Annotated in this window: 10 protein-coding genes and 1 pseudogene; 6 read left to right on the forward strand and 5 right to left on the reverse strand. The window is 62.5% G+C overall.

What is annotated here, in order from left to right:
* Positions 1 to 413: 413 nt before the first annotated feature.
* Genes H045_RS13785 through H045_RS13795 form a run of 3 tightly spaced genes read left to right on the forward strand, consistent with a single transcriptional unit; the run spans position 414 to position 3,492 of the window.
* Positions 414 to 1,265 (forward strand): GNAT family N-acetyltransferase, encoded by an 852-nt coding sequence (locus tag H045_RS13785; RefSeq protein WP_015372668.1) that lies wholly within the window; start codon positions 414 to 416, stop codon positions 1,263 to 1,265.
* A 21-nt stretch (positions 1,266 to 1,286) separates the two neighbouring features.
* On the forward strand, positions 1,287 to 2,000 hold the full coding sequence (locus tag H045_RS13790) for a cupin domain-containing protein (RefSeq protein WP_015372669.1): 714 nt from the start codon (positions 1,287 to 1,289) through the stop codon (positions 1,998 to 2,000).
* A gap of 28 nt (positions 2,001 to 2,028) precedes the next feature.
* On the forward strand, positions 2,029 to 3,492 hold the full coding sequence (locus H045_RS13795; RefSeq protein WP_015372670.1) for an aldehyde dehydrogenase family protein: 1,464 nt from the start codon (positions 2,029 to 2,031) through the stop codon (positions 3,490 to 3,492).
* Positions 3,493 to 4,008: 516 nt separating this feature from the next.
* On the opposite strand, the pseudogene H045_RS13800 reads toward H045_RS13795, so the two are convergent.
* Together H045_RS13800 and H045_RS13805 are read right to left on the reverse strand one after the other, a co-directional pair.
* Positions 4,009 to 4,250: pseudogene (locus tag H045_RS13800) on the reverse strand (DUF6124 family protein).
* Positions 4,251 to 4,301: 51 nt separating this feature from the next.
* A complete protein-coding gene (locus tag H045_RS13805) occupies positions 4,302 to 5,627 on the reverse strand; it encodes an NAD(P)/FAD-dependent oxidoreductase (protein ID WP_003230351.1) in 1,326 nt (441 codons plus the stop codon).
* Positions 5,628 to 5,872: 245 nt separating this feature from the next.
* Between H045_RS13805 and H045_RS13810 the strand changes: the two genes are divergently transcribed.
* Both H045_RS13810 and dacB read left to right on the forward strand, forming a co-directional pair.
* Positions 5,873 to 6,217, forward strand: coding sequence for a YggL family protein (locus tag H045_RS13810; RefSeq protein ID WP_003230349.1), 345 nt, complete (start codon positions 5,873 to 5,875; stop codon positions 6,215 to 6,217).
* A 303-nt stretch (positions 6,218 to 6,520) separates the two neighbouring features.
* On the forward strand, positions 6,521 to 7,981 hold the full coding sequence (dacB, locus tag H045_RS13815; RefSeq protein ID WP_015372672.1) for a D-alanyl-D-alanine carboxypeptidase/D-alanyl-D-alanine endopeptidase: 1,461 nt from the start codon (positions 6,521 to 6,523) through the stop codon (positions 7,979 to 7,981).
* Positions 7,982 to 8,029: 48 nt separating this feature from the next.
* Here dacB and H045_RS13820 read toward each other — a convergent pair whose 3' ends face one another.
* Positions 8,030 to 10,411: a sensor domain-containing diguanylate cyclase gene (locus H045_RS13820; protein ID WP_015372673.1), complete on the reverse strand. Its 2,382-nt coding sequence runs from the start codon at positions 10,409 to 10,411 to the stop codon at positions 8,030 to 8,032.
* 136 nt (positions 10,412 to 10,547) lie between these two features.
* Positions 10,548 to 12,812 (reverse strand): bifunctional 23S rRNA (guanine(2069)-N(7))-methyltransferase RlmK/23S rRNA (guanine(2445)-N(2))-methyltransferase RlmL, encoded by a 2,265-nt coding sequence (gene rlmKL, locus H045_RS13825; protein ID WP_015372674.1) that lies wholly within the window; start codon positions 12,810 to 12,812, stop codon positions 10,548 to 10,550.
* A 531-nt stretch (positions 12,813 to 13,343) separates the two neighbouring features.
* Between rlmKL and rmf the strand changes: the two genes are divergently transcribed.
* A complete protein-coding gene (rmf, locus tag H045_RS24585) occupies positions 13,344 to 13,559 on the forward strand; it encodes a ribosome modulation factor (RefSeq protein WP_002553055.1) in 216 nt (71 codons plus the stop codon).
* Between the two features lie 447 nt (positions 13,560 to 14,006).
* Here rmf and H045_RS13830 read toward each other — a convergent pair whose 3' ends face one another.
* Entirely contained in the window at positions 14,007 to 15,047 is a 1,041-nt protein-coding gene (locus H045_RS13830; RefSeq protein ID WP_015372675.1) for a quinone-dependent dihydroorotate dehydrogenase, read from the reverse strand.
* Positions 15,048 to 15,106 lie beyond the last annotated feature (59 nt).

Here is a 15,106-nt window from a genome sequence, read left to right on the forward strand (position 1 = left end):
CACTGTGAAATCAGCAGATGGCGTCAAAAACGCCCGCACCTCAATACAAAGCACCGTTTTTAGCGTCAGCGCCAGCAGAGTTTGCGGCGCGCACAAGCCTTGGGCAAAGCCCGTATTCATGCGCCTTAATGGCCCTTTTATGGGATGAAGGCTCAAGAATGGGGCTGGCGAGCGGCAGAAAGTGTGGTGAGCCTCCGTACTTGATGCTGCACGCTGACGCGGCCATGAACAGCCCTGCGCACGGCAACGCATTTGCTGCTGAGCGCCGCCTCCAATTTAGTAGTAACTATGGTGGTGCGACCCTCCTGCATCGCAAATCTGCCGAATACTGCGCGCCCTCTTGCCAGCCCTGAAAACAGGTGGGATACAGGCATTCCAATGATGCTCCCCCTTCTGCTCAACGGAGACCCGCCATGGCAGCCCAGCCACACACTGATTTCTTCTATCGCTCGATGACGGTGGCCGACTTGCCGGCCGCCCATGCCCTGTCGGTGCAACTCAAATGGCCCCATCGCCAGGAAGACTGGGCGATGTTGCAGCGGGTCAGTGACGGCTTTGTGGTACTCGACGGCGAGCGCCTGATCGGCACCGCATTCGCCTGCCCTCAGGGCGACTACGCCACCATCGGCCTGGTGATCGTCAGCGACGATTATCAGGGCCGTGGCATTGGCCGGCGCTTGATGGAGCTGGCATTGAAGGCCTGCGATGCGCACACGCCTTTGCTCAACGCAACCGTGGCCGGCGCGCCGCTGTATGCCAGTCAGGGTTTTGTCGAGTTCGGCCATATACAGCAACACCAAGGCCAGGTGCAGGTGCCCGAGCAGACCGCGCTGGCCGAGGGTGAACACTGTCGCCCGTTGACGGCCGACGATCACGCCACCGTGATCGCCCTGGCCAACGCCGGCAGCGGCCTGGACCGCCGTGAAATCCTGCGCGACCTGCAGGTGGAACACGCCGTGGGCATCGAACGCGACGGCCAGTTGCGCGGGTTTGCGCTGCTGCGCCCGTTCGGTCGCGGGCGCTGCATCGGCCCGGTGGTGGCCGAAACCCTAGAACAGGCCAAACACCTGATCACCACGCTGATGGAACAGGTGCCGGACGCCTTCGTGCGTATCGACATTCCGGCCGAGTGCGGCCTCGGCGACTGGCTCGAACAGGCCGGTCTCAAGTGCGTCGACACCGTCGCCCGCATGGCCAAGGGCACACCGCCCAAGGCCAGCGGCGACGTCCACCTGTTTGCCCTGATCACCCAAGCGGTCGGTTGATTTTTTCCTGGAGCCTTACCCATGTCCTCTCCCCGTATTCTGATGCTCGCCCGCGCTGATGGCAGCGCCGTTGATACCCCCTTTCGCCACGCAGCGCTGAACGCGCTCGACCCGTTCGGCGACGCCCGCCAGATCGCCTGGCAGAGTGACGACGGCGTGTCCGCCGGGCGCGTCGCGTTCAGCGGTGAAGCTGTGATCGACGATTTCCCCTACAGCGAAACGCTGGTGGTGCAAGCCGGTTCCGTCCTGCTGCACAGCGCCGAGCAGACCCTGGAGCTGGGGGTCGGCGACAGCGCCGTGATCGGCCGGGGCACGCGCCTCACCCTGCAGGCGAGCCCCGGTAGCGCGTGGGCCTTCTGCGCGCTGAACCTGACCGACGCGCCGCTGCGTCCCGGCCTCACCTGGCTCGATCCGCGCACCCCGCTCAATCCGTCCGCCGCGCCCGATGCCCAGATTTTGATCGGCCCCGCGCCGCAATGCCGCGCCAACAACCTTTTCGACGATGAAAGCACCGAGCTGCGTGTGGGCATTTGGGATTCAACGCCCTATGCCCGTCACGGTCGCCCGCACAAGCTGCATGAGTTGATGTACCTGATCGAAGGCAGCATGACGTTGCAGGACGCCGATGGCGTGGACACGACGGTCAACCCCGGCGACACCGTATTCGTCGCCAAAGGCGCGCCCTGTGCCTGGCGCGGCTCGGTGTATGTGCGCAAGATTTACGCGGTGAAATAAGCTGTTATCGCTCCAGGGAGCCCGTTGAATGACTACACACTCTTCGAACCGCTACAGCGTCGATGCGCACACGGCGGACAAGTTCTATATCGATGGCCGCTGGGTTGCGCCCGCCGTTGCGGCGAGCCTGGCGGTGATCAACCCGGCCACCGAAGAGGTCGCCGCGCAGGTGGCACGCGGCTCCGGCGAAGATGTCGACCGCGCCGTCGCTGCGGCGCGTGCGGCGTTTCCCGGCTGGTCGGCCACCGCCCCGGCGGCGCGCGCCGTGGTGCTGGGGAAAATCCACGAGTTGATTCTGGAGCGCAAAGAGCAACTGGCCCAGGCGCTGTCTCTGGAAATGGGCGCCGCCATCGGTTTTGCCCGCGCCATGCAGGTGCCGCTGGCGGCCGAGCATGTGCGGGTGGCGCGTGATCTGTTGGCGAGCTACCGCTTTCACACGCTCGAAGGCAGCACCGCCATCGAACGCGAGCCTATCGGCGTGTGTGCGCTGATCACGCCGTGGAACTGGCCGCTGTACCAGATCACTGCCAAGGTCGCGCCGGCGATTGCCGCCGGCTGCACCGTGGTGCTCAAACCCAGCGAATTGTCGCCACTGAGCGCGCTGCTGTTCGCCCAATTGGTGCACGATGCCGGCCTGCCGCCGGGGGTGTTCAACCTGGTCAACGGCAGCGGCCACGAGGTGGGCGCGGCGATGGCGGCGCACCCTGACATCGACATGATTTCCATCACCGGCTCCAACCGCGCCGGCGCTTTGGTGGCGCAGGCTGCCGCGCCGACGGTCAAACGCGTGACCCAGGAACTGGGCGGAAAATCGCCGAACGTGATGCTGCCCGATGCGGACTTTGCCAAGGTGGTGCCATTGGGGGTGATGTCGGCGTTTCGCAACGTGGGCCAGTCGTGCAGCGCGCCGACGCGGATGATCGTGCCGAGGGCGCGGTTGGCCGAAGTCGAAGCACTCGCGGCGGCGACGGCCAACGCGATCATCGTGGGTGACCCGTCATCGGACGATACGGTGCTGGGGCCGATTGCCAATCAGGCGCAGTTCGAGCGTGTGCAAGTGATGATCGAGGCCGGTATCGACGAAGGGGCGAAACTGGTGTGTGGGGGCCCGGGGCGTGCGGCAGGTTTTGATAACGGCTTTTACACGCGGCCGACGGTGTTCTCCGAGGTGGAGAACCGCATGCGTATCGCCCAGGAGGAAATTTTCGGGCCGGTGCTTTGTATCATCGCGTATGACACGGTGGATGAAGCGGTGTCCATTGCCAATGACACGGTGTACGGGCTGGGCGCACACGTGCAGGGGCAGGATCTGCAGGCCGCCCGTGCGGTGGCGTTGCGTATTCGCGCGGGGCAGGTGCACTTGAATCACCCGGCGTGGGATCCGATGGCGCCGTTTGGCGGGTACAAGCGCTCGGGGAATGGACGGGAATATGGAGTGGTGGGGTTTGAGGAGTATCTGGAGATCAAGGCGATTGTTGGGTTTGGTAGTTAAGGATGCGCCATCCTTGGACCAGCGCGGCTAACCCGGCGTCCTGCCGGGTTAGCAACGGATTCAAGCCTGCGTGAGGCCAGCGCGGTTGACGGGGCGCGTGAGATCAAGATTAAAAACAGGGCAAAAGCAGGATCTGGTCGATTCGCTTTTTTGTGGGAGCTGGCTTGCCTGCGATGCAGACACCTCAATCCTTCAGGCAGACCCAGCCGATGCCTTCGCAGGCAAGCCAGCTTTTATCAAACCCAAAATAAGATATTGATTTACAACATCAAACTTCAGGACACATTCCTGTGGCGAGCAGGCTTGTCCTGCGTTGGGCTGCGCAGCAGCCCCAAAACCATGCTCCGGGCAGTGTCAGGTACACCGCATTTTCCTTGATTGGCGGCGCTTCGCACCCCAACGCGGGGCAAGCCCGCTCGCCACAGAGGTTACAGTTTGCTGCGCGACAGCGCTAAGTCGAAGACTTGCCGCTGTCTCCCACAGTTGATCGCGCTCACTCCCCCATACCGGTGGGTTCTAAGGACGGGCGGCTCTTGAAACATCATCCAGCACGCGCTCGGCCAGCAAGCGTGACACTTCAATCAGCTGTGCAATACCCAATGCACATTCGCGCCGCGTACTTTCCAGGTCGAAGGCAAAGTCGCAGGCCAGTGATTCGCTGAGGTTGACCAACAGGTCCTGGGTGGGATGCCGTCCTTGACGGTGAACAGCACCAAAGGACCCGGCATACCCAGAGGTATCCCGCGCACAGCCGCCATATCGCCTGCCGCGGTGATGGCGGCAACGGATATGTACACCCCCCCAACACATTAAAAGTCCGCCACCTTCCCCCAAGCCGACGACTTAAACCGATCCGGGTGATAAGGCTCCGGATCCACAATCGGCCGCGCTCCACTCACAATATCCGCAATCAAATGCCCTGCCCCTGGCCCGATCCCAAAGCCATGTCCACTGAACCCCGCTGCCAACACCAACCCTGGCAAGCTGGCCATTTCCCCAATGCCGGGCACTCCATCAGGTGTACTGTCCACATACCCCGCCCACGCCGCTGTTACCGAAGATTCTTTAAAGGCCGGCATCAGTTGCGTCGCGCGCGCATAGGTCAGTTTCACCGCCGCCGCATCCGGCGTGGGATCCAGAATCCGCATCTTTTCCATTGGCGTCGGCTCATCCAGACGCCAGCGCTTCCAGCTCTCATGCCCTGCCCGCGCGCCCTCGAAGCCACCCACCGCCAGGTTGCGCCAGCGACGCTGAAACATCGGTAAAAACTGCGGTGCAAAGCTGAGCAACTGCGGCGTCGGGTCAACTCGCCCGCGCCCGCTGATGGCCAGCGTATAGCTGCCATCAAAGCGGCGGGTCATCGAGGCCTGGGTGGTGTGCAGCGCGCTCGGCAGTTCCTGATTGGGCGGCGATACGCGCAGCACTGTTTGCCGAATGGTCGCCTGGGGAAAACGAATGCCGTACTGACGGCAGAACGACGACGCCCAGGCACCGGCAGCCAGCACCGCGAGACGGGTACGGATGGTGCCCTTCTCGGTCACCACACCCGACAGTCGCCCGCCCTCGGTCTCCAGCCCGCGCACGGCGCAGTCCTGATGCACCGTGCTGCCCAGCGCCATAATCGCGCGCGCGACCGCAGGCGCTGCGCGGGACGGGTCGGCAATGCCGTCGGTGGGCGCGTAGACCCCGCCCTTCCATTGCTTGCCGGTGGCCTGACCCCGTTCAGCGGCTTGCTGCGCGGTGAGCATATGGGTCTCGACGTTGACCGAACGGGCGAACTCGCCCCAGCGCGCCCAGCCGTCGATTTCCTTTTCATCATTGCTCAGGTAAAGCAGGCCGCAGCGCGTGAAACCGGTCTGCTCGCCGGTTTCGGCGGCGAACTGTGACCACAGCTCCAGGCTCTTGGTGGCCATCGGCAGCTCGCGCGCATCGCGATTCTGCTGGCGGCACCAACCCCAGTTGCGGCTCGATTGTTCAGCGCCGATACGGCCCTTTTCCACCAGCGCGACTTTCATCCCGCGCTTGGCCAGGTAATAGGCGGTAAAGGCACCGATGATGCCGCCGCCGATCACGACCACATCGGCGTCCGTCGGCAGGTCTGGCGAAGTTTCTACAGGAATCAGGGGAGCTGGCATGGGCGGGTTTCCGTCAAGGTCGGTCGTGGGGGCTCTGGCATCGCGGCAGCATGGATTTATTACACCACCATGAAGCCATGCATATACGGCGAAAAATACCGGCTGACTGACACAAACCACCGTTTAACAGGCCTGCCCCGGCAGACTTTACCGATGAAGCGGATGAGGGTTTGCTTAACGCCGTGAGGCGGCCGCGTCTATTAGCTGGTAAAGTGCGCACCGTTATTTATTAAGAGGAATGTTTCATGGCCACTAACCGCTCCCAGCGTCTGCGCAAAAAACTGTGTGTGGACGAGTTCCAGGAATTGGGTTTCGAACTGAACCTGGAATTCAAGAAAGACCTGGCTGACGATGCAATCGATGCATTTCTCGACGCATTCCTCAAAGAAGCCATGGAAGCCAACGGTCTGGGCTATGTCGGCGGTGACGACTACGGTCTGGTCTGCCTGCAGAAGCGTGGCTCGGTCAGCGAAGAGCAGCGCGCCAAGGTTGAAGCCTGGCTCAAATCCCGCGACGAACTGACCAAAGCTGAAGTCAGCCCGTTGCTGGACGTCTGGTACCCGGAAAAGCCGATCAATCCGGTTGCCTGATTGTCCTCAGGGCCATCCTCGTGATGGCCCTGTTTGTTTACGCGAGCCCCTGCTCTGGTGCTCCACGCCCGTGACGTCTCAGTCACCGGACAACCGTTCAAAATCACTCAATCGATGAACTCACCGCTGACGCTGCCGTGAAAGCAACGCCGTGCCTGCAAAAAAACGCCGATTTCCAGCTATCGTTCAGCTACAAGTGGCGCGACCTTGGGGCATAATGCCGACACTTTCATGATCACTGAGGGATTTTCTTACGTTCCCCTCGCCTTTTTCACCCTCCTCAGCAGCAGGGTTCTATTTTTTATGATCAAATCTTTGCGTCCATTGTTACTCGCCGGTCTGCTCCTGCCACTGGCCTTTTCCGCCACCGCCGCCCCCGTCAATAACAGCCTGCCGCCCAACGTGGCGCAAGCGCTGCAGAAAGCCAAGCTGCAAAACACCGCCCTGTCCCTGGTAATGATTCCGCTCAACGGCCCGGGCACGCCGACTGTATTCAACGCCGACGTCTCAGTGAACCCCGCCTCCACCATGAAGCTGGTCACCACCTATGCGGCCCTGGAAATGCTGGGGCCCAACCATCAGTGGAAAACCGAGTTCTACACCGACGGCACCCTCAGCGGTGGCGTGTTGCATGGCAACCTGTACCTCAAGGGCGGCGGCGACCCCAAGCTGAACATGGAAAAACTCTGGCTGCTGATGCGCGACCTGCGGGCCAATGGCGTGCAGCAAGTCACCGGCGACCTGGTGCTGGACCGCAGTTTCTTCAACCAGCCGCTGCTGCCCGAGTTCAATGACGACGGCAACGACGAGAACAAACCGTTTCTGGTCAAGCCCGACGCGTTGCTGGTCAACCTCAAGGCCCTGCGCTTTGTCACGCGTAACGATGGGGGACGGGTGATCGTCTCGGTCGAGCCGCCGATTGCCACCATCCGTATCGATAACCAGGTCAAGGTTTCCAACGCCAAGCAGTGCACCGGCGATGTGCGCTACAACCCGGTCAGCGCCGCCGATGGCAGCGTCACCGTGACCGTCAGCGGCCAGTTGGCCGATGGCTGCAGCTCGCAGACCTACCTGTCGCTGCTCGACCACGCCACCTACACCGCCGGCGCCGTGCGCGCCATCTGGAAAGAGTTGGGGGGCAGTATCCAGGGCCGTGACATCCAGGCGCCTGTGCCCAAAAGCGCCAAGGTACTGGCCCGCGCATTCTCGCCGGACCTGGCGGAAATCATCCGTGACATCAACAAATACAGTAACAACACCATGGCCCAGCAGTTGTTCCTGAGCCTGGGCGCGCAATTTCGCAACGATGCCGATGGCGACGATGCCAAGGCCGCGCAGCGTGTGGTGCGCCAGTGGCTGGCGAAGAAAGGCATCACCGCGCCGCACCTGGTGATGGAGAACGGCTCCGGCCTGTCCCGCGCCGAACGCGTCAGCGCCCGCGAAATGGCCACCATGTTGCAGGCCGCGTGGAAAAGCCCGTATGCCGCCGAATACATCAGTTCCCTGCCGATTGCCGGCACCGACGGCACCATGCGTAAACGCTTGAAGACCACCGCCATGCGCGGCGAAGCCCACGTCAAGACCGGCACCCTGAACACCGTGCGCGCGATTGCCGGGTTCAGTCGCGACAATAACGGCTACACCTGGGCGGTGGTGGCGATCCTCAACGATCCGAAGCCGTGGGGCGCCTCGTCGGTGCTGGACCAGGTGCTGCTTGACCTGTATCGCCAGCCTAAAGTGATGGCGGCAGCGCCGGTGCTCTAAATGTGGGAGGGGGCTTGCCCCCTCCCACCTTGGTTTTTGTGTCTGCCTTCAGGCCGGTAGTTTTTCCGGCGTGACACGGTCACGGCCTGCCTGCTTGGCCAGGTACACCGCCGAATCGGCGCGCAGCAGCAACCCGTCAATACCCTCATCGACACGCCAACTGGCCACCCCAAAACTGGCGGTCACCGTACCCACGGTATCCATCGGTACGCTGCGCAATGATTCCCACAGCTCCATCGCCAGGCTGTAGGCCTGTTGGCCGTCGGTGCCGGGGCACAACACCATGAACTCTTCGCCCCCCAAGCGGCAGAACACATCGGTGCGGCGCAGGCGCTGGCCGATGCGCTTGCACAGTTCCTGCAGCACGCCGTCGCCCACCCCGTGCCCATAGCGATCATTGATGCGCTTGAAGTGGTCGATATCCAGCATGATCACCGACAACGCCCCTGACGTGCGTCTGACGCGCACCATCTCGGACTTGAGGCGGTCCTGGAAGTAGCGACGGTTGTGGATGCCGGTCAGGGAATCGGTGATGGACAACGCACGCAGCTCTTCTTCTACCCGTTTGAGATCGGAAATATCCGACACATAACCGTGCCACAGCGTGCCGCCTCCGGGTAATTCTTCCGGCGTGGCCTCGCCACGAATCCAGCGCAACCCGCGCTGCGGCAAGATCACACGATACTCTTCGCGCCAATGGCTCAACTGCACGGCCGACGAGCGAATCGAGGCGCGTATGCGCTCGACGTCCAATGGGTGGATACGCTCGAAGACCTTTTCCGCGTCCTGCTGCAACACCCCTACCTCGATTTCATAGATATCGCGCATGCCATCGCTGGCATAGATGAAGCGCCAGTCGCCCCGGCGCTTGAGGGTGAACTGGAAAATCCCGCCGGGTACGTGGGCGCTGAGTTTTTTCAGCAGGCGATCCCGTGCAGCCAGAGCCTCGTAGGCGCGCTTTTGCTCGGTCACGTCGAGGTAGATCGCCAGATGCCCCACCCACAGGCCATGGTCATCGAGCAACGCAGTGCCGAGCATATTGACGATCAACTGGCTGCCATCTTCGCGGACCAGGGTCCATTCGCGCGCCTCGTGCAGGCTGTCCGGGCTCTGCACCAGCATGGCCTGGCTCGGCGGGATACGCTTGCCCAGCAACAGGCTCACGCTCGCGGCGCTGGCTTCCAGCTCCGACGCTAAGTGCAGGCTTTCGAGGGTGGCGCGCCCAACCACTTCGGCGGCCTTGAACCCAAGCATCTGTTCAGCACCGGCGTTGAAGGTAGTGATCACGCCGCGCAGGTCGGTGGCGATAATGGCGACTTGAGTGGCGGCATTCAGCACGCTGCGCAGCTGGCTATGGGCGCCGCGCAGTTCCTGCTCGCGCACGCGCAGTTGCACGGTGCGCTGCTCCACCAGTTTGAGCGCACGCTGACGCTGGCTGACCAGCACGTAGAGCAAGGCTGCAACCAGCAGGCTGAGCAGCCCGCCCATGCTCAAAATGCTGGCCATCGAGGAGCGGCTGGACCGGTCAAACACCTGACTGGGACGCAGGGTCAGGGCGTAGACATGGTCGCCCAGGGTCAGGCGCCGAGTCACGTTAAGGTCGCCGTCGCTTGGCGTGTTGCCTGACTCATACAGCATGCGTTGCTGCAGGTCAGAGGTGTCGACGATCTGCGTCACCAGGTTATCGCGGTCGGGCCTGGGCAGGCCGTCGGCCACCAACTGGCGCATGCTGATCGCAGCCATCACGAAACCGAACGGCTCCCCTGCCGGGGAAGCGACCGGCGCAACCAGCAGCACTCCCGGCGCGTAGGCCGGCTCCACGCCGACCAGTTGGATGGGTTGGGACACCGCCAGCTTGCCGCTCTTCTGCGCCCGCTCAAGGGTCGAGCGCCGCATGGGCTGGGCCAGCAGGTCGAACCCCAGTGGCGAGCCGAACAGGCTCTGGGTCTGGCTGTACAGCACCGGCACGTATTCATCACGCTCGGCCGCCGGGGCCAGTTCGCCGACCGCATTGAGTTCACGGATGGCAAAGGGCGTACCGTGCGCGCGAGACATGTCCTGCTCAAACCGGCTGCGCTGTTCGTGCAATACGCGGGGCGCCCACGCATAGGCGCGCGCATGCAGCAGCAAGGGCTGGGCGAAGCCGTCGAACTCTGCGCGGGTGACGTCCTGGGAATTGATGAAGAAACGTTGCAGGCTGCCCAGGCGTTGCTCCTGGTCTTCGAAGCGTTCCTGCAGGCGGCTGAAGCGCTCGCCGACCAACAATTGGAAGCGTTGGCGCACTTGCTGCTGATTGAGTTCGCGCGCGGCCCACGCAACCACGATGGTCAAGGCAACCCCTGCCAGGAATACCACCGACGCCACCATCCAGGCGGAGGCCTGCTCACTGATAAAGCCTAGTATTTTTGGGCGGACGGCTTGCAACGGCATGGACAACACTCAAGGCGCCAACGTGCGGGGATGTCACGTTGGCCAGGCCTTAGTTATAGCCATAGGCCCGGGGTTTGACCAGCCTCAAACCACTGCAGGAGCAAGTAAACTCGCGCCTGCAGTGGACAAGCATCGATCAACGCGCGGTGATTTTCCAGGCGCGGTGGATCTTGGCGTTGCGCGCAAAATCCGGGTCGAGGGTCTTGTCGCTGATTTCCTCGACGGCGTAGCGCTCGCTGAGGTTGTCCTCGAGCACGAACTTGCGGAAGTTGTTCGAGAAATACAGCACGCCGCCCGGCGCCAGACGCGCCATGGCCAGGTCGAGCAACTGCACGTGGTCGCGCTGTACATCGAAGATGCCTTCCATGCGTTTGGAGTTGGAGAAGGTCGGCGGGTCGATGAAGATCAGGTCGAACTCATCGCGGCTCGCCTCCAGCCACGCCATCACATCGCCCTGCTCCAGGCGGTTCTTGTCGGAGAAGCCGTTGAGCGAGAAGTTGCGACGCGCCCAGTCCAGGTAGGTCTTGGACAGGTCGACGCTGGTGGTGCTGCGCGCGCCACCTTTGGCGGCGTGCACGCTGGCAGTGGCGGTGTAGCAGTACAGATTGAGAAAGCGCTTGCCGGCCGCTTCCTTCTGGATGCGCATGCGCATCGGCCGGTGGTCGAGGAACAGGCCGGTGTCCAGGTAGTCGGTGAGGTTGACCAGCAGCTTCACGCCACCTTCGCTGACCTCGGTGAATTTGCCCTGGGCGCTTTGGCGCTCGTACTGCTTGGTGCCGCTCTGGCGCTCGCGACGCTTGACCACCACGCGGCTCTTGTCGATGTTGAGCGCCTGGGGAATCGCGGCCAGGGCATCGAACATGCGCGCCGAGGCTTTTTCCGGGTCGATGGACTTGGGCGCGGCGTATTCCTGCACATGGACCCAATCGTGGTACAGGTCGATGGCCATGGAGTATTCCGGCATATCGGCGTCGTACACGCGGTAGCAATCCACGCCTTCACGCTTGGCCCACTTGCCCAGCAGCTTGAGGTTTTTCTGCAGGCGGTTGGCAAACATCTGCCCGCCTTCGCTCAAGCGTGCCTGCTCGACGACAGGCGCTGGCGCCGGTTTGATCGGGTTGCCGTTCTTGTTGTACTGGCGCTCCTGCGGCTCGAGCGGGGCCTGGTCGTAAGCGGCCTGCTCGCGTTCGGCCTGGCGCTGCTCGGGGGTGCGACGCTCGCCGGTGACGAACTGATCCGGGTTGACCTTGATCAGCAGCAGCTTGCACGGCAATGCGCCGTTCCAGAACGAATACTGTTTGTGGCTGCGGATGCCCATGCGCTTGCCAAGGTCCGGCGCGCCGGTAAACACCGCCGCTTCCCAGCCCATGCAGGCCTGACGCAGACGCTCGCCGAGGTTCTGATAAAGGTACAACAGGCTGGCTTCGTCACCCAGACGCTCGCCGTAGGGCGGGTTGCAGATGACAAGGCCTTTCTGGTTCTGGTCCGGACGCGGCTCGAAGGTGCCGACTTCGCCCTGGTACACCTTGATCCAGTGGCTTAAGCCTGCGCGTTCGATGTTGTTACGCGCGGGCTGGATCAGGCGCGGGTCGGCTTCGTAGCCACGCACCCACAGCGGCGGTTTGTTCATGCCGATGGCGGCGCGTTCCGACGCTTCGGCGTGAAGCTTCTTCCACAGCGCCGGCACGTGGCCGAGCCAGGTGGTGAAGCCCCACAGTTCGCGGTTGAGGTTGGGCGCCATGTCGGCGGCGATCATTGCGCCTTCGACCAGGAAGGTGCCCACGCCGCACATCGGGTCAGTCAGCGCGCCGCCTTCAGCGGCAATGCGCGGCCAGCCGGCACGGATCAGGATTGCGGCCGCGAGGTTTTCCTTCAGCGGCGCGGCGCCCTGCTGCAAGCGGTAACCGCGCTGGTGCAGGCTGTGGCCGGACAGGTCGAGGGAGAGGATGGCTTCGCCACGGTCCAGGCGCAGGTGGATGCGCAGGTCCGGGTTGATCTTGTCGATGGACGGTCGTTCGCCAGTGGGGGTGCGCAGTTTGTCGACAATCGCATCCTTGACCTTCAGCGCGCCGAAGTGGGTGTTGTCGATGCCCGAACCATGGCCGCTGAATTCAACGGCAAGGGTGCCGTCGGGGACCATGTGCTCGGCCCACTCGATGTCCAGCACGCCGTGATAGAGGTCTTCGGCGTCCTTCATCGGGAAGCGCTTGAGCACCAGCAGCACGCGGTTGGCCAGACGCGACCAGAGGCACAGGCGGTAGGCGGTCTCCATGTCGGCCATGCCGCGCACGGCCGAGGTGTGCTCGCGGGCGTCCTCAAGGCCAAGCCCGACGGCTTCCTCGATCAGCAGGCCTTCGAGGCCTTTGGGGCAAGTGAGGAAGAGTTCAAAACGGTCCGACATGGGGCATTCCAGGCTTTTCAGCAATAAATGAACGGGCGACGCATCGCCGGTTCGGTTTTCAATCAAGCACTTTTCTTGAAGAGTGCTCGCGTGGCACGAATGTGCCGTTCCACCCCGGCGATAGGACCCGTGGGCCCTGAATACAGAGGCAGATCAATAATGTTAGGCAACAAAAAGAAATATTCCGACCCTTCGTCGAATAATAACCGACTGCAACGGGCGGGCATTCTCACCAAGGGATTGAACCCATGGCCATCGCGGGGCACATCATAGCTGGCTTTGCCGATAAAAAGGGGCGAAAAGCCATCCCAGCTTATGGCTATAGCATCCAAAACGTTACGTGCTTATGACAAAACGATCATTGAATCCATGTGACCTATTGGTTAGAACTCAACACAGGTTGGCGCCGTAACGACGCCGACACACAGGCTCGCCACGCCGGCAGCGAGCCCACCAACGGCAGAACACTCTGCCCGGCCCCAGACGAGGCCGAAGGATATCTAGACAGTCAACCAGTGAGGGAAACACCCTATGAGAAGACTCAAGCGTGATCCGTTGGAAAGAGCATTTTTACGCGGATATCAATATGGCGTTCATGGCAAATCCCGTGAGCTTTGCCCATTTACTCTACCGTCGGTACGCCAAGCCTGGATCAACGGCTGGCGAGAAGGACGTGGCGACAACTGGGACGGTATGACTGGCACTGCGGGCATCCACAGACTCAACGAACTTCACGCCGTCGGCTAATCAGGGCATCTAATTCCGACATACCACCTTTGACTATGTAACGACTTAACCACGCACGCCTTACCCAGGCGGCGGGCTTCGGCCCAGGGGCTCCTTATGGAGCCCTTTTTATTGGATGGCAAAACCCATTGAGGCTAGCGCTTTTTGTGGGTTACCCCTTGCGCGCTCAGTTAAGCGTGATTCCCTGTGGCGAGCAGGCTTGCCCTGCGTTGGGTTGCGCAGCAGCCCCAAAACCAGGCGCTGAGCCGTATCAGGTACACCGCGGTTTGCTGGCTTGGGGGCGGCGCTTCGCACCCCAACGCGGGGCAAGCCCTAATGCCAGTCAGTTAAGCGCAGATTCCCTGTGGGAGCGGTGGGTCAGTCGACCTCAATGTTTGCTGGGCCGACGCCTTCGCAGGCAAGCCCGCTCCCACATTTGATCTTGGTTACTTTGGGCATCGCGTTCGCTTAACTGAACGGCACTGGGGCAAGCCCGCTCGCCACGATGGCATCCACCGATTCGCGGATCAGCGCCGGTCCCTTGTAGATAAAGCCGGAGTACAGCTGCACCAGGCTTGCGCCGGCCGCTATTTTCTCGGCGGCGTGCTTGCCTTCGGTAATGCCGCCCACGGCGATGATGGGCAAGCGCCCGGCAAGTTCAGCCGCCAGCACCCTGACGATGTGGGTGCTCTGATCGCGAACCGGTGCGCCCGAAAGCCCGCCCGCCTCATCCCCATGGGCCAGGCCTTCGACACCTGCGCGGCTCAGGGTGGTGTTGGTCGCGATCACCGCATCCATCCCCGAATCCACCAGGGCCTGGGCTACCAGGATCGTCTCCGCGTCGCTCATGTCCGGGGCAATCTTGATCGCCAGCGGCACGCGCTTGCCATGCCGCACGGCCAGGTCTTCCTGGCGCTGGCGCAGGGCTTCGAGCAACTGTTTGAGCGAGTCGCCGAACTGCAGGCTGCGCAGGCCCGGCGTGTTGGGCGAGCTGACGTTGACGGTGACGTAGCTGGCGTGGGCGTAGACCTTGTCCAGGCAGATCAGGTAGTCATCCACTGCGCGCTCGACCGGGGTGTCGAAGTTCTTGCCGATATTGATGCCCAGGATGCCCTTGTACTTCGCCGCCTGGACCCGCGACAGCAGGTGATCGACGCCCAGGTTGTTGAAGCCCATGCGGTTGATGATCGCCTCGGCTTCCGGCAGGCGGAAGATGCGTGGCTTGGGATTACCCGGTTGCGGCCGTGGCGTCACGGTGCCGATTTCGACAAAGCCGAAACCCAACTGTGCAAAACCGTCAATCGCGGCGCCGTTCTTGTCCAGGCCGGCGGCCAGCCCGACCGGGTTGGGAAACTCGAGCCCCATCACCGACACCGGCATTTTCGCCGGCGCCTTGCAGACCAGGCCATTGAGCCCCAGGCGGCCGCCGGCACCGATCAGGTCCAGGGACAGATCGTGGGAGGTTTCCGGGGAGAGTTTGAACAACAGCTGGCGGGCCAGGTTATACATGGGCGGGCTAGACTCGGATGGCGGCGAAAGGTGGCGCGATTATAGCCGGGGTGACCACC

The sequence above is a fragment of the Pseudomonas poae RE*1-1-14 genome (genome assembly GCF_000336465.1).
GTDB lineage: Bacteria > Pseudomonadota > Gammaproteobacteria > Pseudomonadales > Pseudomonadaceae > Aquipseudomonas > Aquipseudomonas poae.